We start from the raw sequence: 22993 nt of genomic DNA on the forward strand, positions 1-22993 counted from the left end.
GCCGCCTCCCACCGGTCAGACGCCGCTACGCTTGCCGCCATGACCGTCGAGGCGCCCGACGACACGCGTACCCGGATCCTGCGCGCCGCGCTCGACCTGTTCGCCGAGCACGGCTACCAGCGCACCCCGCTGCGGCAGATCGCCGAGCGGCTGCGGCTGACCAAGGCCGCGATCCTCTACCACTTCCCCACCAAGGAACACCTGCTCACCGCCCTGGTCGAGCCGCTGGTGGCGGATCTGGAGGCGCTGCTCGACGACGCCGAGGCGGGGCCGGCGGAGCGGGCCCGCTGGGCGGTGCTGGAGGGCTGGGTGGACGTCATGCTGGCCCACCGCCGTCCGCTCGGCATGCTCTTCCACGACATCGCGCTGATCACCCGGGGCGACACCTTCCACCGGCTGATGCGGATCGCCATGCGCGCCAACGACCTGATCGCGGGGCCCGACGCCGGGCGGCGGGAGCGGGTGCGGGCGGTGCAGGCGGTGGCCGGGTGCAGCGACCCGATCGTCTTCTTCTCCGACGTGCCGGACGAGGTGCTGCGGGCGGACATGCTGGACGGCGTGCGCCGGCTGCTCGGCGACCCGGGCGAGCCCGCCCGAGCCGGCGACGCGGACGCGGCCAGGTCCGCCCAGGCCGGCCAGGCGGGCGGGGCGGGGGTTCGGCGGCGGCCCGGGCGGCCACGGGCGATGAGCCCGGAGCAGGTCGAAAGGGCCCGGCGGATGTACGCCGGGGGCGGCCACTCGGCGGACGAGATCGCCGCCGCACTCGGCGTCTCGCGGGCCACCGTCTACCGCCACCTCGACCCGGCAGCCGCGAAATAGTGAGACGATATTGCGACGGTTTTGAGAACGGAGCGGCAGCCCGTCAGGCGGCGAGGGTGGCGTAGCGGCCGGCGCGCTCCAGCAGGCCGTCGTGGCTGCCGGACTCGACGATCCGGCCGTGGTCGAGCACGGCGATCCGGTCCGCGTCGCGCACCGTGGAGAGCCGGTGGGCGATGGTGATGGTGGTGCGACCCCGGGCCACCTCGTCGAACGCCCGCTGCACGGCGCGTTCGGTCTCGGTGTCCAGCGCGCTGGTGGCCTCGTCGAGGATCAGGATGCGCGGGTCGCGCAGCAGCGTACGGGCGATCGCGAGGCGCTGCTTCTCGCCGCCGGAGAAGCGGTGCCCCCGCGAGCCGACCATGGTGTCGTAGCCGTCCGGCAGCCCGGCGATCAGGTCGTGGATCTGGGCGGCGCGGGCGGCGGCCTCGATCTCGGCGTCGGTGGCGTCGGGGCGGGCGTAGCGCAGGTTCTCCCGCACGGTGGTGTGCAGCAGGTACGTCTCCTGGCTGACCACGCCGACGATCGCGGCCAGGTCGGCCAGGCGCAGGTCGCGCAGGTCGATGCCGTCGACGGTGATCCGGCCGCTCGTCGGGTCGTGCAGCCGGCTGACGAGCGCGGCCAGGGTGCTCTTGCCGGAGCCGGTCTCGCCGACCAGGGCCAGGCCGGTGCCGGCCGGCACGTCGAGGGTGATCCCGGCGACGGCGGCGGTGTCGCTGCCCGGGTAGCGGAAGGTGACGTCGCGCAGGCGCAGCTCGCCCCGGATCCGGCGCGGGTCGACGGCGACCGGCTCGGCGGGGTCGTCCACCTCGACCGGCAGGTCCAGGTACTCGAAGATCCGGGCGAACAGCGCCAGCGAGGCGGTCACCGACACGCCCACGTTGAGCAGGCCCATCAACGGTCGGAACAGCCCGCCCTGCAACGCGGTGAAGGCGACCAGGGTGCCGATGCTGAGCGTGCCGGCGGCGCCGGGCAGGCCGGCGCTGAGGTAGATGACCGCCGGGATGGCGGCGAAGACGACGCTCATGGTGGCCATCCGCCAGCGACCGGCGAGCTCGGAGCGCAGTTCCAGGTCGACCAGGCGGTCGGACGAGGTGGCGAAGCGCGCGGCCAGGGCGGGGCCGGTGCCGAGGGTCTTGGCCAGGTGCACGCCGCTGACCGAGAGTCCCTCCTCGACGGTGACGTTCAGGTCGGCGAGTTCGCGCTGACGCTCGGCGGTGATCTCGCGGCGCAGCTGGGCGACCCGGCGGGTCAGCCAGATGGCCGGCGGCAGCACGACGAGGGAGACCAGGGAGAGCCGCCAGGAGAGCGCGAGCATCGCCGCCGCCGTGGCGACCACGGTGGTCAGGTTGGCCGCGATGGAGGTGGCGGTCGAGGTGACCACGCTCTGCATCCCGCCGATGTCGTTGGTGATGCGCGACTGCACCTCGCCGGTGCGGGTGCGGGTGAAGAACGACAGCGACTGCCGTTGCAGGTGGGTGAAGACGTCGGTGCGCAGCCGGTGCATGACCTGCTGGCCGACCCGGGTGGAGATCCAGGTCTGCGCCACGCCGAGCACCGAGGTCACGGCGGCCACGGCGACCATGCCGGCCACCAGCGCGACGAGCAGGGTCAGGTCGCGCTCCGGCAGGGCCCTGTCGATCACGGCGCGCAGCAGGAAGGGCGAGGCCATGGCGAGCACCGAGGAGACCACGATGATCACGGTGACGGTGCCGAGCGCCGCCTTGTGCCGAGCGAACAGGGCGCCGATGCGCCGCAGGGACACCTGGCGGGCCTGCGCCTTCTCGGCGGCGCTGACCTTGCGGGGGCCGCGGTCGCGGCCGGAGGGGACGGGTTCCAAGGGATACTTCCTCACGTCGGATATGCTGAGGTTACCTCAACATGAGGGAGCAACAGCTTCCGCTGCTACGGTATTCCCCGTGACGGCAGACACCGACGGCAGCGACGACAGCAGCGAGGACGGCCTGGCCGAGGCGTTCCGGGCGGTGACCCGGCGGCTGCGCCGCCGCACCGGCGAGGCGCTCGCCCCCTGGGACGTGACGCCCGGCCAGTCCCGGGCCCTCGGCGTGCTGCTCCGGCACGGTCCGCTGCGGCTCAGCGCGCTCGCCGAGCACCTGCGCATCGCCCCGCGCTCGGCCACCGAGGTCGTGGACGACCTCGAGGCACGCGGGCTCGTGCGGCGCCGGCCCGATCCGGCGGACCGGCGCGCCACCCTGGTCGCGCCGACCGGGGAGGGCACCCGCGCCGGCACCGCCATCCGCGCCGCCCGCCGGGCCGCCGCCGAGGAGCTGTTCGGCCGCCTCGCACCCGCCGACCGGGACCAGCTCGCCCGCATCCTGCGTACGCTGCGCGACTGACCCGCCGCCACCGGCACGTCGCGGCCCGTTGCGGCAGACGGTCGCTCCGGGCCCGGGCGCCCGGAGCCCGCCGATGGCCGCCCACCCGGGCACAGTCCCGGGGTTTGCGCCCCTCGGCGGCGGGTAGCTCAGCCGCCCGTCCTGCCGACGGGACCGGGCCCCCGCGAACGGCGGCCCGACACAGCCGCGACGCCGACAGGAGTGGTGACGGTGGGTCCGATGCCCCGGAAGTCCGGTGACCGCTGACGATGTGCGGTATCAGCGGCGAGGCGAGGTTCGACGGGTCGACGCCGGACGCCGGCGCGGTGACCCGGATGAGCGAGGCGATGCGGTCCCGCGGCCCCGACGGCGAGGGCCTCTTCAGCGACGGCTGGGTGACCCTCGGGCACCGTCGGCTCACCGTCATCGACCTTACCGAGGCCGGCTCCCAGCCGATGGTCCGCGAGGACCTGGGGCTGGCGCTGGTCTTCAACGGCTGCGTCTACAACTACCCCGAGCTGCGCGCGGAGCTGCGGTCGGCCGGGCACACCTTCCACTCCACCAGCGACACCGAGGTCGTCATGGTGGCGTACGCGCAGTGGGGCGAACACTTCGTCGACCACCTGGTCGGCATGTTCGCCGTCGTGCTGGTGGACCGGCGGCGACGCCGGCTGGTGCTGGCCCGCGACCGGCTCGGCATCAAGCCGCTCTACCTCGCCGAGTCGCCCGGCCGGCTGCGGTTCGCCTCCACCCTGCCGGCGCTGCTGCGCGCCGGCGACGTGGACACCACGATCGACCCGGTGGCGCTGCACCACTACCTCTCCTGGCACTCCATCGTGCCGGCGCCCCGGACCATCCTGCGCGGGGTGCGCAAGCTCCCCCCGGCCACCGTGCGCGTCGTCGAGGCCGACGGGCGCGGCCACCAGCACGTCTACTGGCGGCCCGACTACGTTCGGGACCCCGCGCACGCCGGCATGGACGCCGAGGACTGGCGGGCCGCCGTCGGGGACGCGCTGCGCACGGCGGTACGACGGCGGCTGGTCGCCGACGTCCCCGTCGGCGTGCTGCTCTCCGGCGGCCTGGACTCCAGCATGATCGTCGCGCTGCTCGCCGAGGCGGGACAGCAGCACCTGCGGACCTTCAGCATCGGCTTCGACAGCCGTGGCGGCGAGGCCGGCGACGAGTTCCACTACTCCGACCTGATCGCCCGCACCTACGGCACCGACCACCAGCGCATCCGGCTCGCCGACGACGACCTCGTCCCGGCGGTACGCAGGACCGTGCACGCGATGACCGAGCCGATGGGCAGCCACGACGTCGTCGCCTTCCACCTGCTCTCCGAGCAGGTCGCCCGGCACGTGAAGGTGGCCCAGTCCGGCCAGGGCGCCGACGAGGTCTTCGCCGGCTACGGCTACCACCAGCCCCTCGCCGAGGTGCCCCGCGACGGCGCGGCGACGGTCTTCGCCGACGCGTTCTTCGACCGGGACCACGCCGAGCTGAACCGGGTGGTCGACCCCGCGTACGCCTGCGACCGCGACGCCAGTCGCGAGCTGCTCGCGGCGGACCTGGCCGCGCCGGGCGCACAGACGGCACTGGACGCGGTGCTGCGCCTGGACACCCACCTGATGCTGCCCGACGACCCGGTCAAGCGGGTGGACAGCATGAGCATGGCGTGGGGGCTGGAGGTGCGCACCCCGTTCCTGGACCAGGACCTGGTCGCCCTCGCGGCGGCCTGCCCACCCGAGCACAAGGTAGCCGACGGCGGCAAGGGCGTGCTCAAGGAGGTCGCCCGCCAGGTGCTGCCGGCGGAGGTGGTCGACCGGCCGAAGGGCTACTTCCCGGTGCCGGCGCTGCGCAACGTCGACGGCCCGGTACGGCAGCTCGTCGCCGAGGCCCTCGCCGCGCCCGCCGCCCGCGAGCGCGGCCTGTTCCGCCGCGAGTACGTCGCCGAGCTGCTGGCCGAGCCGGACCGGGCGCAGGCCGCCGCCGGCAGCAACAAGCTGTGGCAGCTCGGCCTGCTGGAACTCTGGCTCCAGTCCCACGACATCCGCTGACCGCCCCGGTCCCACCCCGTCGGGCGCGGGTCAGGCGGCGCGGGTCTCGGCGGCCAGGTGGTCCAGGACGGCGCGCACGTCGTCGCCGGTGCGGGCCATGACGCGGCGCTGCCGGGTGGCGCCGTTGCCGTCGCGGCGCAGCCGGGCCAACTGGTCGCGTACGTAGTCGAGGTCCCCGTGGCGGGTCAGCGCCGGCGCGACCGTGTCGACGAGCTCGCCGACCAGGTCCCAGGCGGGACGGGCGACGCCGGCGCGCAGGTCGATCAGGTCGCCCTCCAGCCCGTCGTGGGCGGCCCGCCAGTGGGCGGCGGAGACCAGGCAGTCCCGGATCCGTCGGGCGGGGACCCGGGCGCGGACGTCGTCGGCCATCGTCGCCACGAGGGCGCGGACCAGCCCGGCGACCAGCACGGTGTCGTCCACGGCCGGGCAGACGTCGCCCACCCGCACCTCCACCGTGGGGTACGCGGCGGACGGGCGCGCGTACCAGTAGACCATCGCCGCGTCGAGCATGATCCCGGCGTTGATCAGCTCCGCCACGGTCGCGTCGTAGTCGGCGACCGACTCGAAGTGCGGCGTCGGCCCGATGCTGGGCCAGCGTTCCAGCTGCATGGAGCGCCAACTGGCGTGCCCCGTGTCGCGGCCGTCGTGCAACGGCGAGTTGGCGGTGATCGCCTGCACCACCGGCAGCCACGGCCGCAGGTGGTTGCAGACCTGCACGGCCAGTTCGCGGTCGGACATCCCCACGTGCACGTGGCAGCCGCAGACGGCCGGGTCGTGCGCAACCGGCCCGAACCGCCGGGACATGGCGTGGTAGCGGGGTTCGTCCGGCACCGTCCGGTGCGGTTCGTGCACGGGCGTGGCGCCGACCGCGACGAGGCGGGCCCCGGCGGCCTCGGCCGCGTCGCCGACCGAGCGGCGCAGCGCCACGAGGTGGGTGCGCAGCTCGGTCAGGTCGGCGGTGACGGGGGTGACCATCTCCACCATGCTGTGCCGGAACTCCTGCCGGCTCTGCTCCCGCGCGCTGCCGGACAGGGCGGTGAGCACCCGGTCGGCGACCGGCAGGCTCTCCCCGGTGCGCGGGTCGAGCAGGAGGTACTCCTCCTCGACCCCGAGCGTCAGCGTCGCCGCGTCGGAGGCGGTGGCACGTGCCGGACGGTACGTCATGAGCGCTCGGCGTCCGTTCGTCGGGCGGCGCGCCGGGCGCCGCGCTGCCGGACGACCCGGGTTCCCGGCCCACCGACCGGGAAACGCGCGGGGCAGGACGCAGACCCCTCCGGGCGGCGGCGCTATCCGCCCGACGCGGAAGCCGCCCGGGCGGCCAGGAAGGCGCGTTCGGCCGCGTTGTCCGTCCGCTCGGCGGCCGTCCGGTACGCCCGCGCCGCCTCCCGCGCCCGGCCCAGCCGCCGCAGCAGGTCCGCCCGGACGGCGTGGAACACGTGATAGCCGGCCAGGTCGAGCCGCTCGACGGCGGCCAGCCCCGCCGCCGCCCCGGCCACCTCGGCGAGCGCGACGGCCCGGTTCAGCGCCACCACCGGCCCCGGGGCGTACGCGGCGAGCTGGTCGTACAGCGTGAGGATCTGCGCCCAGTCGGTGCGGGCGGCGTCGGGTGCGTCGCTGTGCACGGCGGCGATCGCGGCCTGGATCTGGTACGGCCCCGGCCGGTCGCGGCGCAGGCAGCGGCGCACCAGGGCCTGCCCCTCGCCGACGAGCCCGGCGTCCCACCGGCGGCGGTCCTGCTCGGGCAGCGGCACCAGCGCGCCGTCGGCCGTGGTGCGGGCGGGGCGGCGCGCCTCGGTGAGCAGCATCAGCGCCAGCAGCCCCAGCGCCTCCGGCTCTTCCGGCATCAGCTGCACCAGCAGCCGGCCCAGCCGGATCGCCTCGGCGCACAGGTCGTCGCGGACCAACCGCTCGCCGGAGCTGGCCGTGTGCCCCTCGGTGAAGATCAGGTAGAGCACGGCCAGCACGGCGGGGAGCCGGTCCGGCAGGTCGGCGTCGCCGGGCACCCGGTACGGGATCCCGGCATCGCGGATCTTGGCCTTGGCGCGGACGATCCGCTGGGCCATGGTCGCCTCCGCCACCAGGAACGCCCGGGCGATCCCGGCGGTGCTCAACCCGCCCAGCAGCCGCAGGGTCAGCGCGACCCGGGCGGCCGGGGCGAGCGCCGGATGGCAGCAGGTGAAGATCAGGCGCAGCCGGTCGTCGCGCACGGGTCCCTCCTCGGCCGGTACGTCGCGGACGTGCAGCAGGGCGGCCTGGGCGTGCCGGTCGGCGCGGGAGGCCTCCCGCCGCAGCCGGTCGACGGCCCGGTTCCGGGCGGTGGTGATGATCCAGCCGGCCGGGCTGGGCGGCGGCCCGGTCTCGGGCCACCGCGCCACCGCCACCGTGAACGCCTCCTGCACCGCCTCCTCGGCGAGGTCGATGTCGCCGAGAAGGCGGACCAGGACGGCGACCGCGCGGCCGTACTCCGCGCGGAACACCGCCTCCACGTCGGCCATGGTGCTCACGTCGGTCACGATCACCCCGCCGGCGGTCAACCCGTCAGTCCTCGCCCTGGAAGGGGCGCACCTCGATCGGCAGAGTGGTGGCCAGCGCGTACCGGCGGCCCCACGCCAGCGCGGCGTCGAGGTCGGGTGCCCGCAGGATGGTGAAGCCGCCGAGATATTCCTTGCCCTCGACGAACGGCCCGTCGGTGACCAGCACCTCCCCGTCGGACGGCCGCAGCACGGTCGCCGTGTCGGGGGCGTGCAGCCCCTGACCGAACACCCAGCAACCGGACGCCTCCAGCTCCTGCCGGATGGCGCCCAGCTCACGCATCACCCCGGCCAGGAACTCCGGGTCGGGCATCCCCTCGCCGTCGGGGTGGTAGATGCTGAGCAGGTACTGCTTCACGGCCCCTCCTCGCGTCGACGGCCGGCGGTGCCGCCGGCCTCTCATCCTCCACACGAACGGACCGGGCCCGGATCGACGACCCGCCGGAAAATTCGTCCGCCGCTGCCGGCCGCCGGTCAGCGCGGGGTCGCCGCCAGCAGGCCGGCGACGGCGTCCACGGTCTCCGGATGCGCGGCCAGCAGGGCGGCCAGCCCGGCGGGAACGGCGACGACGGCGCCCGCCTCGCGCCAGCCACTGTCGCAGCCGAGCAACGCGGCGACGGCGTCCACGCTCTGTGGATGGGCCGTCAGCAGGGCGGCCACCGGCCCGGACCCGACGGCGGGGACCGTCGACGTCGGCGCCGCGGCCGAGGCCGACCACGGCGGCACCCAGGCGTCCAGCGCGGCCAGCGAGCCGGGGAACGTGCGCCCCGCCTCCCGCACCAGCAGCGGCACCAGCTCCGACGCGTGCTCGCGCAGGGTCGTGATCAGCGTGGGCAGCCAGGGCAGCAGGACCGGGTCGGGCAACCGGGCGAACGCGGACGACATCACCTCCACGACGAACGGGGCGAGCCCCGGCGCCGGCTCCAGGGCCTGCACGAAGCCGCTGAGGTACTGCGGGAAGGCGGGCACCACCAGCGGGTTGCCGAGCAGCGCGGCACACCGTTCGCGCAACTCGGCCAGCGACAGCAGGCCCAACTGGTGCCGGGCGGCCCAGAGCAGCGCCACCTTGGCCGGCGCCTGCGGGTGGCACTGCGCGACGGCGAGTTCGAGCTGGGACCGGTCGCAGCCCAGGGAGATCGCCAGGCTCTCCATGCCGAAGAGGAAGCCCAGCATGGCGCCGACCTGACGCACGCCGCTGTCCTCGTCGAGGAACGCGGTGGGCAGCAGCGTGCAGTAGTGCGCGTACCCGGTGGTCACGAACGCCTCGCACCAGGCCGGCAGCGGCCCGGTGGCGCGGTGGTGGGCCAGCAGCCGCCGGATCCGGCGCAGCACCTCGGGGGCGTCGTCGACCGTGCGTTCGGCGGCGAGCAGCTCCACCGCCCGGCTGCCGAGCTCGTCGACCAGACGCGGGCTGTCGAGCAGTCGGATGGCGTCCTCGACGGCCTCCAGGGCGACCGAGGCCGTCGCGTCCGGGCCCCGCACGGCGCGGCGCAGGCGCTGCTCGAGCACCTGCTCGACGGTGACCCCCTCGTAGCCCAGCTCGATGAGCGAGCGCTGGCCGCGGCCGAGGGCCAGGTCCCAGCTCTCCTGGATCGAGCGGTGCCCCAACCGGCGCTCGCCCATGATGGGCCGGACCGCGTCGGGGGGCAGCAGGTGCCGCAACCGCCACAGCAGATCCGAGCAGGGCACCAGCTCGGGGGCGGCCCGCAGGTCCACCAGGGCCCGCTGGATCGTGCGCTTCTCCAGGTCCAGGCCGAGCGGGGCGAGCCGGTCGTGGACGTCGCGGGCGAGCGGCGGGAGTGCCTCGTAGCCCACCTGGCCGACCCGGTCGCCGCCGAACAGGATCTCGCAGAGCCGGCGCACGTCCCGGCGGCCCGGTACGACGTCCTTCTCGATGCAGGTGACCGCCGCGTCGGCGAAGTCGTACGGCGTGGGGCGGGCGCGGTTACGCAGGCCGGCGAGGAGGATCGAGGTCTCGAAGACGGCGATCGCGTCGGCGGTGCTGGCCAGGTAGCCGTTGCGCCGGGCCAGCCGGACGATGTCCACGCACCAGCCCCGCAGCTCCGCCTCGTCCAGGCCCCGCGTCGCCGGCGGCTGCGCCAGGTATCCGGAGAGCCGGTCGGCGACCCCGGCGGCGGGCGCGGGGGCCGCCGTGGCGCGGCGACGGCCGGCGGCGCGGGTCCGGCCGCCGCGCTGTCCCTCCAGCCGGAACGGGGTCAGCCCGGTGCGGGTGACCGCCTTGGTCCAGGTGGCGGCGGCGATCGACACCGAGCCGGGCGCGAGGCCGAACTGCGCCTCGATGGCGGAGTGGCTGGACGGGATCAGCCCGTAGTGCCACCGGGTGCCGGTGCGCGGGGTGATCTCGAACGGGGCGTCGGCCCGCAACCCGAACTGCTCCACCCTGCTGGCGGCGTGGAACGCGCCGCAGACGTAGAGGCAGTCGGCGGGGTCGGCCCCGGAGGCGGCGAGGTGCTGCCGCATCCGGGTCCACATGTAGCGCTCCCGGTCCTCGTCGCGGTCCTGCCGGTCCGATCCGGCCGGGCGCAGCCGCCGGAACAGGCTGCCGATCAGCACCATCACCTGCCGGTAGGTGTCGTGGTCGGCGTCGGCCAGGGGCTGCTCGACGTACTGGTCCCACCACTCCGACCAGTGCCGGACCTTGCCGTGGTGCAGCAGGTACGCCTCCAGCTCCGCGAAGCGGGGCCGCAGGTCGCCGATCTCGACGCCGACCGCGTCGCCGTGCAGGGCGGCCTCCTCCCCCGCCGGTGCGGCGGCCTCGACGTCCCCACCGGCCGGGGCCTCGTCGGCGTCGTCGGTCAGACGGCGCGGCGACCACTGGAAGACGTGGTCGGTGGAGCGGTCCACCAGCACCAGCTCGACGCCCGGCGTCTCCAGCGCGTACGCGACGGCCTGGTATTCGGCGCTGGCCTCGGTGATCGGCGCGACCACGCTGAGCGGCCCCCAGTCGGCCGGAAAGCCCTCCAGCTCCGAGGCGAACGCCTGCACGGCCACCGGCAGGCGGCAGTTGCGCAGCTCGCCCAGCAGCGGCCGGAGGTCCTCGCAGAGCTCCAGGTAGATCACCTTCGGCTGCTTCGCGCGCAGCCTCCGGACCATGGCCAGCGCGGACGACGGGGAGTGGTGGCAGACCGGGAAGATCTCCAGTTCCTCGCCGAGGGCGCGGTCGACGTCGTCGACCATGCCGGCGAGGATCTCCGCGACGGCGCCCGAGCTGCCGGCGAAGGCGCTGGCGGCGGCGGTGAGCTGCTCGCGCAGCGCGCCGAACGGCCCGGCCGTGGTGGGGGCGGTCACGACAGGGCGGCGATCGCCTGGCGGCCACCGTCGAGGAAGCCCTCCCACCCGCCGTCCTGCTTGGCGCGCGGCTCGACCACCCCGTGCAGGTACTTGTTGAGGATCGCCAGGTCCTCCGGGCTGCGTCGGGCCAGCGAACCCACCAGCGACCCGGCCAGCGTCGCGGCACGCAGGGTGCGGTCGCCGAAGAACTGGCTGTGCAGGATGGCGTCCTCCAGGACACCGATCTGCTCGGCGGTGGACAGCGCCGACTCCAGCTTCTCGTCGTCGCTGGTCGCCGAGGAGGCGGCGGCGCGCAGGTCGGCGAAGCTCTGCAGGAGGATGTCCAGCAGGGTGGGCGGCACGTCGAGGGTGATCTGGTGGCGGCGCAGCAGCTCCTCGGTGCGGAAGCGGACGATCTCGGCCTCGCTGCGCTTGTTGGTCACCACGGGGATCCGGACGAAGTTGAACCGCCGCTTGAGCGCGGAGGAGAGGTCGTTCACGCCCCGGTCCCGGCTGTTCGCGGTGGCGATGATCGAGAAGCCCGGCTTGGCGAAGACGATGTTGTCGTGGTCCAGCTCGGGGATGCTGACGTACTTCTCCGACAGGATCGAGATCAACGCGTCCTGCACGTCGCTGGTGGAGCGGGTCAGCTCCTCGAACCGGCCGACGGTGCCCTGCTCCATCGCCGTCATGATCGGCGAGGGGATCATGGACTCCCGGGACTGGCCGCGGGCGATGACCATGGAGACGTTCCAGGAGTACTTGATGTGGTCCTCGGTGGTGCCGGCGGTGCCCTGGACCACCAGGGTCGAGTTGCGGCAGACGGCGGCGGCCAGCAGCTCGGCCAGCCAACTCTTGCCGGTGCCCGGGTCACCGATCAGCAGCAGGCCCCGGTCCGACGCCAGGGTCACGATGCTGCGTTCGACGAACGTGCGGTCGCCGAACCACTTCTGCGGGATCTCCCGGTCGAGCCCGTCGGCCCGCTCGGAGCCGAGGACGAACAGTCGGACCATCCGCGGGCTCAGCCGCCACGAGAACGGCTTCGGGTCGGTGTCGACCGACTCCAGGAAGTCGAGTTCCTCGGCGTACTTGACCTCGGCGGGGGCACGCAACATCTCGGACATGAGGGGTTGTTCTCCTAGGTGAGGAAGCTCTTGAGCTCGAAGACGAGTTTGCGGATGTGGCCGGAGATCACCGGCGTGCCCAGGTCCTTGAAGCGTTGCCGGAACCAGGGGTTGACGCTCTGCTGGCCCGAGCTGTTGACCGAGCCGACCGGGATGAACCGCACCCCGGAGCGGTGCACCGCCTCGATGCCGTCGAACAACGGCTGGGAGCGGTCGAACTCGTAGAAGTCCGAGATCCACACCATGACCGTGTTCCTCGGCTCGACGATCTTCGGGCGGGCCAGCGCCATCGCGACCGGGCCGTCGTTGCCGCCGCCCAGCTTGGTGCGCAGCAGCACCTCGAACGGGTCGTGCACCCACGGCGTGAGGTCCAGGGCCCGCGTGTCGTACGCGATCAGGTGCACGTCCACCTTGGGCAGGCCGGCGAAGATCGACGCGAGGATGGTGCAGTTGACCATCGAGTCGACCATGGAACCCGACTGGTCCACCACCACGATCAGCCGGGCCGGCGTGACGCGGCGGGCGGTCTGGCGGTAGTAGAGGCGGTCGACGTAGAGGCGCTCGTCCTCGGGGCTCCAGTTCGTCAGGTTCTGCCAGATCGTGCGGTCGAGGTCCAGGTTGCGGTAGACCCGCTTCGGCGGCACGGACCGGTCGACGGTGCCGACGCTGGTCTGCGCCACCTGGGTGCGCAGCACCTCGGCGACCTCGTCGACGAAGCGCCGGATGAGCGCCTTGGCGTTGGCCAGGGCCACGCCGGAGAGGTTCGCCTTGTCCCGCAGCAGCTGCTCGATGAGCGACATGCTCGGCGTCAGCCGGCTGGCCAGCACCGGATCGGCGAGCACCTCCCGCAGGTGCATCCGGCGGACCAGGTCGCCCTCGAGGCCGGCCAGCACCCCGCCCAGGCCGTCGCCGCCGCCCTGCCGGCGCAGCCCGCCCGGTTCCAGCCCGAGCGCCTGCTCGAACCAGCCGGCGTCGGACTGCCACCGGGCCAGTTGGCCGGCGTCGACCGCCCCGTGGCCGGTGGCGAAGACGTTGAGCAGCAGCTTCGACACCAGGGCGGCGCGGCGTACCTCGTCGGCACCGGGCGCGGCCGGCGGCCCGTCGCCACCGGGCCCGGGGACGGGTTGCGCGGGCGCGGCGGACTCGGCGGGTCCGGTGGCGGACTCGGTGACGGACTCGGTGACGGACTCGGCGGACCCGACGGCGGGCCCGGGGGGCTCGGCGGATCCGACGGCGGTCCCGGAGGGCTCGGCGGACCCGACGGCGGGCCCGGTGCCGGGCCCGGCGGGCTCCGTGGCAGGGGCCGCGACGGGCCCGCACGCCACGGCGGCGGGGGCGGCCGGCGCGGGTCGGAGCAGACCGCGCAGCTCGTCGGCGATGGCCGGGAAGCGCTGGACGACGGTGTCCACCGACACCGTCGGATCCAGCAGGGCGGCCGGCAGGCCGAGATCGTCGACGACCGCCATGCTGGCCGCTTCCAGGGTGGGCTGCTCCTCGGGGTCGAAGAGCCGGGCCAGCAGCCGCCAGTAGAGCACCTGGCGCCGGTTGGCGTCGACGTGGTCCGCGGGGGTCGAGGAGTCGTTCATCGGCGCAGCAACCGTCCCGCGCGCTCGCGCAGCACCGCCACGGCGTCGCCCGCCTTGGCTCCGGCCTTGGCGACCTTCGGGTCGGTGACGCCGCCCGCCCAGTCGCCGGTGTGCACGTCGACCGGCCGGCGTTTGACGGTGGCGCGCACCCCCAGGGGTTGCAGCAACCACCGACCGTCGTCCCACCGGATCAGGCCGAGGCAGGCGGAGGAGGCGGCGACGAGCTCGGGGGTGAGCGGACCGCACGAGGGCAGCCGGTCGACCGCGACGGTGATCGACCGACCGTCGAGCTCGAAGGTCGTCGTGCCGTCGTCGTCGCGCACGGTGTAGCCCTCCACGAGCACGGGCTCGGCGATCCCGACGGGGTGCCGCTCCAGCGGCGCCGTCGCCGCCGCGACCGCCGTGGGCAGCAGGACCCGGGCGGTGGCGAACGGGTCGGCCGGCTCGCCGGGTCGCACCCGGTCGTCGTGCCAGATCAGGTCCGCGCCGTGCAGCGGCAGCCCGGTGACCGTCACGGCGCGCCGCTCGGCCAGGGCGGCCAGCAGCACGGGGTGGGCGTCCAGCAGGCGCCACAGCGCCGGCCCGACGATCGTCTCCACCTTGACCGCGCCGACCGCGCAGCGGACCAGCCGGGGCGGCCCGCCGCCGGCCGGCTCCAGGATCGCGTGCAGCTGCGCCTGCACGGCGGTGTCGTGCTCGTGCACGTCGACGCCGAGCACGAGCAGCCGCCCGGAGACCTCCTCGACGGCGGTCGGGACGGATGCGCCCGCCGCGTCCTGGGCGAGCAGCACCCCCCGGGCCCAGAGGTCGGCCCAGCGCCGCAGCGGCGGCTGCGGCATGGTCGCGACCGGTACGCAGGCCCGCAGCTCGGCGGCGAGCCCGTCGAGCAGCACCGCCAGGCGACGCAGGCCGGGCTCGGCGAGGGCGGCCTCGACGGGCGCCCCCGCCCCGGCCACGAGTTCGTGGTCCAGCCCGCTCCACCCGGTCACCGCCACCTCGTGCAGCCAGGCGCGCGCGCCGGCGCGGGCGGGTGATCCGCCGCCCGGGGACTCCGCCGGGCCGGCGACCCAGGGGGCGCGGTCGCGGCCCAGCGCGGTGTCGAGCTGCCCGAGCAGCGCGTCGTGGGCGGCGCCGAGCAGCGCGCACCGGGCGCCGGCGAGGGCGAGGACGTGTTCCTCGGCCACCGAACCGGTGGCCACCTTGGCCACCGCCTCGGCGAGCCGGTCGCCGAGCGGGGTGGCGGCCAGCGCGCCGGCCAGGGCGGTCAACGCGGCGGCGTCGTGCTCACCCACCCGGGCGAGGCCGCCGAGCAGGGCGTCGTCGAGGCCGGCGACCAGGTCGAGGACGTCGGTCAGGCCGTTGGGGGTGTCGTCGCGCAGGGCGGCGAGCTGCGTGCCGAGCATCAGCGGCCCGCCCCGGTCGCCGGGAACCAGTGCAGCTCGGGCAGGGCGACGGTGCTGCCGGGCAGTTCCAGGTAGGACAGGTGGCGCAGGAAGCGGCTGAACACGACGGCGGCGGGGGTCGGCTCGTGCGCGCCGTGCAGGGCGGCGAGGAGTTCCCGGGCCGTCTCCACCCCCGCGCCGACGTCGACCCGCAGGTAGCGGGCGACGCGGTCGGCGCCGTACTGCAGCAGTGCCTCCTCGGCCAGGGCGTGCAGGTGCTTGCACGGCGTGCCGCGCAGCCCGCCGCAGGGCCGGTTGTTGTTGGTGCTGCAGTGGTAGGCGTGGGTGCCGCAGGCGATCGACGACACGTAGACCCGGTCGACGTCCGACCCGCTGGAGACGACCCCCTGCAGCCGCCCGTCGGCCAGCTCGACGAAGGGCACCTTGGCCAACTTGCGGGGCCGCGCCGGCGGCACCACCCGCACCGTGCTGCGCCGTCGCCACGCGGTCCGTTCCGCGTCAGCCATCGTCCGACCTCCCGTCCGCCGCTCCCGGCGCCGCCCATGACGATCCGCACGCCGGAGGGGCGCCGGCGTCGCTGTGACGACGAGGATCATGGACCACGGGTACGACACGCACCCGAGCCGGGTGCGGTGGCGGCGGTGCGTGGGACGCCGCCCCGCCCGGTGCTCCGGCCCCCGCCACCGTGCCGCCCACGGTCGCCGACTCCGACGCGATGCCACGTCAATCAGTGCTCGCTTAAATAAGCCGGGTCTGATAGAACGATTGCGTGCACGCCTTCGACGTACTCGGTGACCCGGTGCGCCGCCGCATCCTCGAACTGCTCTCCGACGGCGAGATGACCGCCGGCGGGCTGTGCGACGTGATCCGGCGGGAGTTCGGGATCTCCCAGCCAGCCGTCTCCCAGCACCTGAAGGTGCTGCGGGACAACGGCTTCGCCACCGTGCGGCCGGAGGGGACCCGGCGTCTCTACGCCGTCGATCCCCGGCCGCTGCGGGAGGTCGACGGCTGGCTCGAGAACTTCCGGCGGTTCTGGACCCCGCCCCTGCACGCTCTGGCCACCGAGTTGGCCCGAGGCAAGCGCGAACGGCGGCAGCGCGAGCAGCCGCCCCCCACCGACGACACGACCGACCACGGGAGAGACCGATGATCGACGCGACCGAGCAGATCAACGCCGTACGCCGCCAGCTCGGCCGGCGGGTGCTGGAGGCCGGCGAGGCCCGGGTGATGACCATCAGCCAGACGTACGACGCGCCCCTGGAGGACCTCTGGGACGCCTGCACCAACGCCGAACGCATCCCCCGCTGGTTCATGCCGATCTCGGGCGACCTGCGGCTGCACGGCCGCTACCGGCTGGAGGGCAACGCCAGCGGCACGGTCGAGCGCTGCGACCCGCCGAAGGGATTCGCCGCCACCTGGGAGTACGGCGACGAGGTGAGCTGGATCGAGGTGCGGCTGACGCCGGTCGGGGACGGCCGGACCCGGTTCGAGCTGGAGCACGTCTCGCACGTCGACCAGGAGCGCTGGGACCAGTTCGGGCCGGGCGCGCTCGGCGTCGGCTGGGACCTGGCGCTGCTCGGCCTGGCCTCGCACCTCGCCGCCGACGGCAGCGGGGTCACGCCGCAGGAGAGCGAGGCCTGGGCGGTCTCCGAGCAGGGCCGGCGGTTCGTGACGGCGAGCAGCGAGCGGTGGGGCGAGGCGAGCGTCGCCGACGGCACCGACGTCGATCAGGCGCGCGCCGCCACCGAGCGCACCACCGCCTTCTACACCGGCGCGCCGGCGACCTGAGCGCCCCGCGCCGACGGCCCGCCCGCCGTGGTACGCCCGGAAATGGCGCGCGTTCCGTCGGACCCCACGGGCAGAATCGCCGTCATGTCACCGCGATCCGTCGCCGCACTCGTCGCCGCCGTCCGCGCCGGTGAGAAGTTCCGCTACCTGCGCTTCTGGGGGCACCGACCGCAGCGCGACGGCAGCGTCGGGCCCGGCTGCCTGAGCCAGTGGTGGCCCGCCCCGTTCACCGACGGCGGGCGGACGTACGCCACCGCGGAGCACTGGATGATGTGGCACAAGGCGACGCTGTTCGGCGACACCCCGGCCGCCGAGCGGATCCTGGCAGCCGGGCACCCCCATCGGGCCAAGTCGCTCGGCCGCCAGGTGCGCGGCTTCGACCAGGCCACCTGGGAGGCCCGGCGCCTCGACATCGTGGTGGCGGGCAGCGTCGCCAAGTTCGGCCAGCACGACGAGCTGCGGGCGTTCCTGCTCGGCACCGGTGAGCGGGTGCTCGTGGAGGCGAGCCCGGTCGACCGGGTGTGGGGCATCGGCCTGGCCCCGGACGACCCGCGCGCGGAGGATCCTGCGCGTTGGCAGGGCGCGAACCTGCTCGGGTTCGCCCTCATGGCGGCCCGCGACGAACTGCGTGCGGGCCGCCCGTGAGCGCCGGGGTCCGCCGCCGCGCGTCCGGGCCGGCGGGTCGCGACGGTCCGGGGCCCGGCGGGTAACGTGCTGCCGCATGAGCGCCGCCGCGTACTCCCACTGCTCCTTCTGCGGCGCCGCCTATCCGGCGGCGGCCGGGTGGCCGCGGGTCTGCGCGGTCTGCGGCGGGACGGTCTGGCGCAACCCGTTGCCCGTCGCGGTGGCGGTGCTGCCGGTCCGCACCGCCCGGGGCCTCGGCGTGGTCGTCGTCCGCCGCGACATCGAGCCGGCGCGCGGCGAGCTCGCCCTGCCCGGCGGCTTCATCGAGTACGGCGAGGAGTGGCAGGAGGCGCTGGTACGGGAGCTTCGGGAGGAGACGGGCCTGCGCGCCGACGCCGCCGACGCCCGCCTCCTCGCGGTGCACGGCGCCCCGGCCGGCGGCACGATGATGGTCTTCGGCGAGCTGCCCGAACGACCGGCCGACGCCCTGCCGCCGTCCGCGCCGACCGAGGAGGCCACCGAGTGGCTGGTGCTCACCGAGCCGACGGAGCTGGCCTTCTCCACCCACACCCGGGTGCTGGCCGACTTCCTCGCCCGCGTCGCGGGTTGACCTCCCCGCCCGGCGCCCCCGGGCCGGCTTCGTCCGCGCCCGGCCGAGCCCGGGCGCTCAGTCGGTCAGATAGCGGGCGGGCACCGCGTCGGTGAGCCAGACACCGTTGGCGCTGCGATAGAAGGCGTACCCGTCGCGCGCCATGGCCGCCGCGTCCACGGTCAGCACCACCAGCTCGCCCGCCCGCCGGGCGCCCACCCGCCGGGCCGTCGCCTCGTCCGGCGACAGGTGCACGTGGTGCCGGCCGGCCCGGTGCAGGCCGGTGGCCCGGATCGAGTCGAGCGCGACGTGGCTGGTGCCGTGATAGAGCCGCGCCGGCGGCGGACTGGCCGTCAGCCCCAGGTCGACCGGGATCGAGTGCCCCTGGTTGGCCCGGACCCGGTCGACGCCGTCAGCGCCGCGTTCCACGGCGAAGCGCTGCTTGTCGTTGCCGGCCACCACGGCGTCCAGGTCGGCGCGGCCGATCCGCAGCGCGGCGAGCAGGTCGTCGACCGACACCCAGCCCGCCCGGTCGGGCGCGAGGCCGAAGCGGGCGGGCTCGTGCCGCAACGCCAGGGACATCCGCTTGCTCAGCCGCACCATCGCCCGGTGATCCACCCGCGCAGTCTCCCCCGCCCGACGCGGCCGGCGCCATCGGATTCGGCGGGCGGGCTGGCGGTCGCGCGGCCGGCAGGCGATATCCTCGGCCCGGTGAACGCGGCCCGGCAGACCGAGCGCAAGCTGATCGCCTCCAACAAGAAGGCGCGGCACGACTACACCGTCCTCAAGACCTACGAGGCGGGCATCGTGCTGGCCGGCACCGAGGTCAAGTCGCTGCGCGAGGGCCGGGCGTCGCTGGTCGACGCGTTCGCCCAGGAACGCGACGGCGAACTGATGCTGTACGGGCTGCACATCGCCGAGTACGGCTTCGGCAGTTGGACGAACCACGCGCCCCGCCGCACCCGCAAGCTGCTGCTGCGCAGGGTGGAGATCGCTCGGATCCTGGAGCGGACCCGCGAGGGTGGGCTGACGCTGGTGCCCCTGTCGATGTACTTCTCCGGCGGCTGGGCGAAGGTCGAACTGGCCCTGGCCAAGGGCAGGAAGTCCTACGACAAGCGGCAGGCCCTGGCCGAGCGGGACGCCGAGCGGGAGATCGCCCGGGAGTTGGGCCGCCACCTCAAGGGCCGCACCGCGCGGCGGAGCTGACCCGCCCCCCGGCTGCGGCCGCGACGGTCAGCCCCGCGACGTCCCTTCCCGGCTTCCGCACGGCAGCACCACGCCGACCCGCAGGCCGCATCCCCGTGATCGGCAGGGTGCGCCAGACGCGGCGACCGGCGCGGTCACCCGCCGCTGCCACCCGGCACGCCACGGCCTTGACGCGTCCGTCGAGGCGGGGCGACGAGGGTCCCGGCCGGCCCGTCGACGGGCCGGGTGACGGACCCGACCGATCCGTCGGCGAGCCCGACGCCGCCGGTCACCGTCACGGTGGGTCGACGCACCGCGCCGGATAGTCGTTGACGCGACGCCGCCGTCGTGATGTGCTCACATCGCCCGGTAATGAAAACCGTAGTCATTACCATGGAGCCTGGAGGAGGAGCATGTCTCTCACCGTCCCGTCCGCCCTGCTCGACGCCGCCGAGCGCGGCCCCGTCGACGACGCCGAGTTCGTCGCCTGCGTCCGCGAGTCGCTGCCGTACGCCTGGCAGACGGTCAGTCGGGTGGCCGCCGAACTAGCGTCCACCGACGCGGACCACGCCGACAACATGATCCCGCCGCCCACCGAGGTCGAACGCGGCCAGCTGCTGCGGGCGCTCGCCAGCGACGCCATCCGGGCCGGCCTGGAGCGGCACTTCCAGGTCAAGCTCGCCTTCCAGAACTGCCACCGGGTCGCCGCGTTCCGCCCGGCGGCCGTCGACTCCGACGCCTACCGGCAGTTCGTCTCCGCCCGTGGCCAGCTGCTCAACCAGTCCCCCGAGCTGCGCAACTGCTGACCCGTCGACGACGGCCGGCGGGCGGGACGGGGTGCAGAGGCCCGGTGCCGCCCGCCGGCCGGCCGGCCGAGCGTCAACGGGCACCCGGCGACCGCGGCACGGGCGAGGCGACGGGCCCGTCAGACGGCGGCGGGGACGCGGCGGGCACCCGGCCCAGGCAGCGCGGGTCCGCCCGCCCCACCGGCTGCCGGGGGATCATCCAGTCCAGCGCCGTCTCCTCCACGTGCCAGCCGTACACGTCCACCCGGCTGACCGGGATCCGTCCCGGGTCGGGGCAGAGCAGCTGCCCGCGTACCTGGTCGTTGGGCAGGAAACGCACCTCGCCCCGGCCGTCCAGCACGATCGTCATCCGGTCGGTCACGGTGACCGCCTCACCGCGTACCACCTCCCGGACCGGGCCCGCCTCCGGGCCGACCTCGACGGCGACGGCGGGCAGCAGCGGCACCCGCAGGAAGACGACCCCCATCACCAGCGGCACCACCGCGGCCACCGCGTAGGCGAGGACGCGGGTCAGCGCCGGGGCGACCGGGCGCGGCACCGGGCCGGTGAGCACCACGGCTCCGAGCGGGGGCGCGACCAGCAGCAGGGCCGTGGCCAGCTCCCCGTCGCCGATCGCGGTCGGCACGGCGGGCGCCAGCCAGGCGTAGCTCGCGGCCGCCGCCGCGACCGGCAGCACCAGCGTGGTAACCAGGAGCAGGCGGGCACGGTCCGGGTGGCGCAGCCGGGTCCGCAGCGCCAGCAGCCAGAGGGCGAGCATGAGCAGCAGCGGGAGGAACCGCAGCTGCCAGGTGAGGGCCGCCAGCGCGATCGCCGCCACCAGCACCCAACCGGGGGTACGCACGGTGCCGTAGGCGAGCAGCGAGCGTTCCGGGTCGAACCGGTCGGGCGCGCTCACCTGAAGCAGCCGACCGAGGACGGCCAGCACCAGCACCACCAGCGGGAATGCCCACACCAGCGCGATCAGCAGGGCGCTGAGCAGCCCGAGCGGGCTGACGTACTGCACCAGCAGCAGCATCGTCGGCATGTCCTGCCGGCTGAGCCGCCAGAGCCGCAGCACCAGCAGCAGCACCGGGAACGCGGGCAGCAGCGTCAGCAGCCACTGCTGCGCCTGTTGCGCCTGCTTGGTGCCCGGGCGGCGGTCGGCGCGCCCGATCGCGGCCGGCTCGGAGACGGCAGGGCCCATCTCTCCCACGGCCACTGCCGCACCTCCACCGTCTCCTCGGGCTCCGGCTGCCGGCCGACCGCCACCTGCTGCGGGTTGCTGTACTGCTGCTCCGAGGCCAGGTAGCGGTCGAACGCCGCCTTCCACCGGTCGCCGTCAGGACCCCTCGCCGACTGCTGCAGGGACAGGTTGACGAGGTCCCGCATCTCCGGGACGGGGCCGGTGTTCACGCCCCACTTCTCCGCCGACTCCGCGCCGATGTCCCAGTGCCGCAGCTCCTTGGGCCGCAGCAGCTTCGTCGCCGGCGGCAACTCGCCCGGCGGGCGCGGGCCCACGAAGCCGGCCAGGATCGCCGCGTCGGTGGTGACCGCGTCGACCTCCCTGTCGTAGAGCGCCTGGATGCACTCGCTGATCCGGTTGCGGCCGATCGGTCTCGCACCCGCCTCGCGCAGGCGCTGCTCGGAGGTGGACGTGCCCAGCGTGCAGACCTTCGCCCGTTCGAGGTCATGCAGGCTGGCGACCTTGCGGGGATCGGACGCGAGCGTCACCACCGACTGCTCGGTCTCGAGGTAGGGAAAGGAGAAGACCACGCCCTGCTCCCGCCGCTGTTCGGTGATGCTGTAGGAGGCGACGACCAGATCGACGGTGACGAAACTGCCGTCGGCGTCGCGCGCCTGCCGGCGGGCCCGGTCCTCGCTCTCGATCGACAGCAGCGTCACCTCCGGCGCGTCGAAGCCCAGGTCCTGGGCGATCATGTACGCGATGTCGATGTCGAAGCCCTCGAAGGCGCCGTTCTCCAGCTTCTGCGCCACGCCCGGCTGATCGTCCTTGACGCCGATGACGAGCCGGTCCCGGTTGGTCAGACCGGCCCGCTCGCGCAACTCGTCCCAGGTGGGCGGGCCGGTGGCCACGACCACCCGTACCGTGGCCGTCACGACCACCACCAGCAGGAGCAGCAGTGCCGCCAGTCGCATCTGCCGGGCCCTGGACGCGCCGGCGCGAGACGCCGACGCCGGTGGGGTGCCGCTCGTCTCGTCGTCCTGGCCCAACTCGGCCCTCCCCGTCGCCGTCCCGCTGCGAGCCCCTCATTCTGGTCCATCCCGTCACGCCGCGACAGCATCCCACCACGGCACGACAGCCTGCGGCCCGGCGGCCCGGGTACCGACCCGCGCGTACCAGCCCGAAGGAGCATTCGCGGGGGCGGACGCGAGCAGAACCCGCCCTTCCACATCGCATCTGCCGGTAGCTAGGGTGGGCCGGTGACGACGTTCCGCATCGGCGAGGCCGCCGAACTGCTCGGGGTCAGCGCCGACACCGTACGCCGGTGGATCGACGCGGGGCGGCTCGCCGCCGACCGCGACGGGCACGGCCACCGGGTGATCGACGGGGTCGACCTCGCCGCGTTCGCGCGCGGCCAGGCCGCCGACCCGGGCGAGCGCTCGGATGCCTCCTCGGCCCGCAACCGGCTGCGCGGCATCGTGGTCAACGTCGTCAAGGACACCGTGATGGCGCAGGTCGACATCCAGGCCGGACCGTTCCGGATCGTCTCGCTGATGAGCCGGGAGGCGGTCGACGAACTGGGCCTGTGTGTCGGCGCGCTGGCCGTCGCGGTGATCAAGTCGACCACGGTGGTCGTGGAACGCGCCACCCCGCCGACAGGCTCCCGGGGGAGGCAGGGGTCGTGAGGGCGGGTCGGTC

The 22993-nt window shown here is 74.7% G+C and carries 22 protein-coding genes and 1 pseudogene; 10 read left to right on the forward strand and 13 right to left on the reverse strand.

The annotated features are described in order from the left end of the window. The first annotated feature begins 39 nt into the window (after positions 1 to 39). A complete protein-coding gene (locus V6U77_RS05100; RefSeq protein ID WP_334604998.1) occupies positions 40 to 819 on the forward strand; it encodes a TetR family transcriptional regulator in 780 nt (259 codons plus the stop codon). Between the two features lie 43 nt (positions 820 to 862). On the opposite strand, the gene V6U77_RS05105 is transcribed toward V6U77_RS05100, so the two are convergent. After that, on the reverse strand, positions 863 to 2656 hold the full coding sequence (locus V6U77_RS05105; RefSeq protein ID WP_334605146.1) for an ABC transporter ATP-binding protein: 1794 nt from the start codon (positions 2654 to 2656) through the stop codon (positions 863 to 865). Positions 2657 to 2735: 79 nt separating this feature from the next. Between V6U77_RS05105 and V6U77_RS05110 the strand changes: the two genes are divergently transcribed. Next, a complete protein-coding gene (locus tag V6U77_RS05110; protein ID WP_334604999.1) occupies positions 2736 to 3173 on the forward strand; it encodes a MarR family winged helix-turn-helix transcriptional regulator in 438 nt (145 codons plus the stop codon). A gap of 248 nt (positions 3174 to 3421) precedes the next feature. Continuing rightward, the gene (locus tag V6U77_RS05115) at positions 3422 to 5206 is read left to right on the forward strand and encodes an N-acetylglutaminylglutamine amidotransferase (RefSeq protein ID WP_334605000.1); all 1785 of its coding nucleotides are present in this window, start codon (positions 3422 to 3424) and stop codon (positions 5204 to 5206) included. Between the two features lie 30 nt (positions 5207 to 5236). Here V6U77_RS05115 and V6U77_RS05120 read toward each other — a convergent pair whose 3' ends face one another. The 9 genes and pseudogenes from V6U77_RS05120 to V6U77_RS05160 all read right to left on the reverse strand — a co-directional run bounded on the left by V6U77_RS05120 (position 5237) and on the right by V6U77_RS05160 (position 15647). After that, a complete protein-coding gene (locus V6U77_RS05120; protein ID WP_334605001.1) occupies positions 5237 to 6370 on the reverse strand; it encodes a carboxylate-amine ligase in 1134 nt (377 codons plus the stop codon). Positions 6371 to 6492: 122 nt separating this feature from the next. Beyond that, positions 6493 to 7701, reverse strand: coding sequence for an RNA polymerase sigma factor (locus V6U77_RS05125; protein ID WP_334605147.1), 1209 nt, complete (start codon positions 7699 to 7701; stop codon positions 6493 to 6495). A 43-nt stretch (positions 7702 to 7744) separates the two neighbouring features. Beyond that, positions 7745 to 8095 carry a YciI family protein gene (locus tag V6U77_RS05130; protein ID WP_334605002.1) on the reverse strand — a complete coding sequence of 117 codons (351 nt, stop codon included), beginning with the start codon at positions 8093 to 8095 and terminating at the stop codon, positions 7745 to 7747. A 116-nt stretch (positions 8096 to 8211) separates the two neighbouring features. After that, complete coding sequence (locus V6U77_RS05135; RefSeq protein WP_334605003.1) at positions 8212 to 11046, reverse strand: hypothetical protein; 2835 nt, start codon at positions 11044 to 11046, stop codon at positions 8212 to 8214. Continuing rightward, on the reverse strand, positions 11043 to 12152 hold the full coding sequence (locus V6U77_RS05140; protein ID WP_334605004.1) for an ATP-binding protein: 1110 nt from the start codon (positions 12150 to 12152) through the stop codon (positions 11043 to 11045). The genes V6U77_RS05135 and V6U77_RS05140 overlap by 4 nt, the downstream gene beginning before the upstream one ends. A gap of 14 nt (positions 12153 to 12166) precedes the next feature. After that, the gene (locus V6U77_RS05145; protein ID WP_442934376.1) at positions 12167 to 13477 is read right to left on the reverse strand and encodes a VWA domain-containing protein; all 1311 of its coding nucleotides are present in this window, start codon (positions 13475 to 13477) and stop codon (positions 12167 to 12169) included. After that, a pseudogene (locus V6U77_RS05150) lies at positions 13478 to 13738 on the reverse strand (VWA containing CoxE family protein); the annotation flags it as partial. Continuing rightward, entirely contained in the window at positions 13735 to 15141 is a 1407-nt protein-coding gene (locus tag V6U77_RS05155; RefSeq protein WP_334605005.1) for a hypothetical protein, read from the reverse strand. The pseudogene V6U77_RS05150 and the gene V6U77_RS05155, both read right to left, overlap by 4 nt. Next, entirely contained in the window at positions 15141 to 15647 is a 507-nt protein-coding gene (locus V6U77_RS05160; protein ID WP_334605006.1) for a hypothetical protein, read from the reverse strand. The genes V6U77_RS05155 and V6U77_RS05160 overlap by 1 nt, the downstream gene beginning before the upstream one ends. 263 nt (positions 15648 to 15910) lie before the next feature. On the opposite strand from V6U77_RS05160, the gene V6U77_RS05165 reads away from it, so the two are divergent. From V6U77_RS05165 to V6U77_RS05180, 4 genes are all read left to right on the forward strand, one after another. Next, positions 15911 to 16291 (forward strand): ArsR/SmtB family transcription factor, encoded by a 381-nt coding sequence (locus tag V6U77_RS05165; RefSeq protein WP_334605007.1) that lies wholly within the window; start codon positions 15911 to 15913, stop codon positions 16289 to 16291. After that, on the forward strand, positions 16288 to 16929 hold the full coding sequence (locus V6U77_RS05170) for an SRPBCC family protein (RefSeq protein ID WP_334605008.1): 642 nt from the start codon (positions 16288 to 16290) through the stop codon (positions 16927 to 16929). The genes V6U77_RS05165 and V6U77_RS05170 overlap by 4 nt, the downstream gene beginning before the upstream one ends. Positions 16930 to 17013: 84 nt before the next feature. Beyond that, positions 17014 to 17574, forward strand: a complete 561-nt coding sequence (locus tag V6U77_RS05175; RefSeq protein ID WP_334605009.1) for an NADAR family protein — start codon at positions 17014 to 17016, stop codon at positions 17572 to 17574. 76 nt (positions 17575 to 17650) lie between these two features. Next, a complete protein-coding gene (locus tag V6U77_RS05180; RefSeq protein WP_334605010.1) occupies positions 17651 to 18163 on the forward strand; it encodes an NUDIX domain-containing protein in 513 nt (170 codons plus the stop codon). Positions 18164 to 18220: 57 nt separating this feature from the next. Here the strand turns inward: V6U77_RS05180 and V6U77_RS05185 are convergent, their stop codons facing one another. Then, a complete protein-coding gene (locus V6U77_RS05185; protein ID WP_334605011.1) occupies positions 18221 to 18760 on the reverse strand; it encodes an RNA 2'-phosphotransferase in 540 nt (179 codons plus the stop codon). A gap of 93 nt (positions 18761 to 18853) precedes the next feature. Here V6U77_RS05185 and smpB point away from each other — a divergent pair, with 93 nt between their 5' ends. Further along, positions 18854 to 19348: an SsrA-binding protein SmpB gene (smpB, locus tag V6U77_RS05190; protein WP_334605012.1), complete on the forward strand. Its 495-nt coding sequence runs from the start codon at positions 18854 to 18856 to the stop codon at positions 19346 to 19348. Between the two features lie 392 nt (positions 19349 to 19740). After that, positions 19741 to 20133 carry an SCO5389 family protein gene (locus V6U77_RS05195; protein WP_334605013.1) on the forward strand — a complete coding sequence of 131 codons (393 nt, stop codon included), beginning with the start codon at positions 19741 to 19743 and terminating at the stop codon, positions 20131 to 20133. Positions 20134 to 20206: 73 nt separating this feature from the next. On the opposite strand, the gene V6U77_RS05200 is transcribed toward V6U77_RS05195, so the two are convergent. Both V6U77_RS05200 and V6U77_RS05205 read right to left on the reverse strand, forming a co-directional pair. Then, positions 20207 to 21331: a hypothetical protein gene (locus V6U77_RS05200; protein ID WP_334605014.1), complete on the reverse strand. Its 1125-nt coding sequence runs from the start codon at positions 21329 to 21331 to the stop codon at positions 20207 to 20209. Next, positions 21223 to 22269 (reverse strand): transporter substrate-binding domain-containing protein, encoded by a 1047-nt coding sequence (locus V6U77_RS05205; protein WP_334605015.1) that lies wholly within the window; start codon positions 22267 to 22269, stop codon positions 21223 to 21225. Before V6U77_RS05205 ends, V6U77_RS05200 begins: the two co-directional genes overlap by 109 nt. Positions 22270 to 22554: 285 nt before the next feature. Between V6U77_RS05205 and V6U77_RS05210 the strand changes: the two genes are divergently transcribed. Continuing rightward, on the forward strand, positions 22555 to 22980 hold the full coding sequence (locus tag V6U77_RS05210; protein WP_334605016.1) for a TOBE domain-containing protein: 426 nt from the start codon (positions 22555 to 22557) through the stop codon (positions 22978 to 22980). Positions 22981 to 22993: the final 13 nt, after the last annotated feature.

The organism is Micromonospora sp. CPCC 205546 (genome assembly GCF_036902715.1).
GTDB lineage: Bacteria > Actinomycetota > Actinomycetes > Mycobacteriales > Micromonosporaceae > Micromonospora.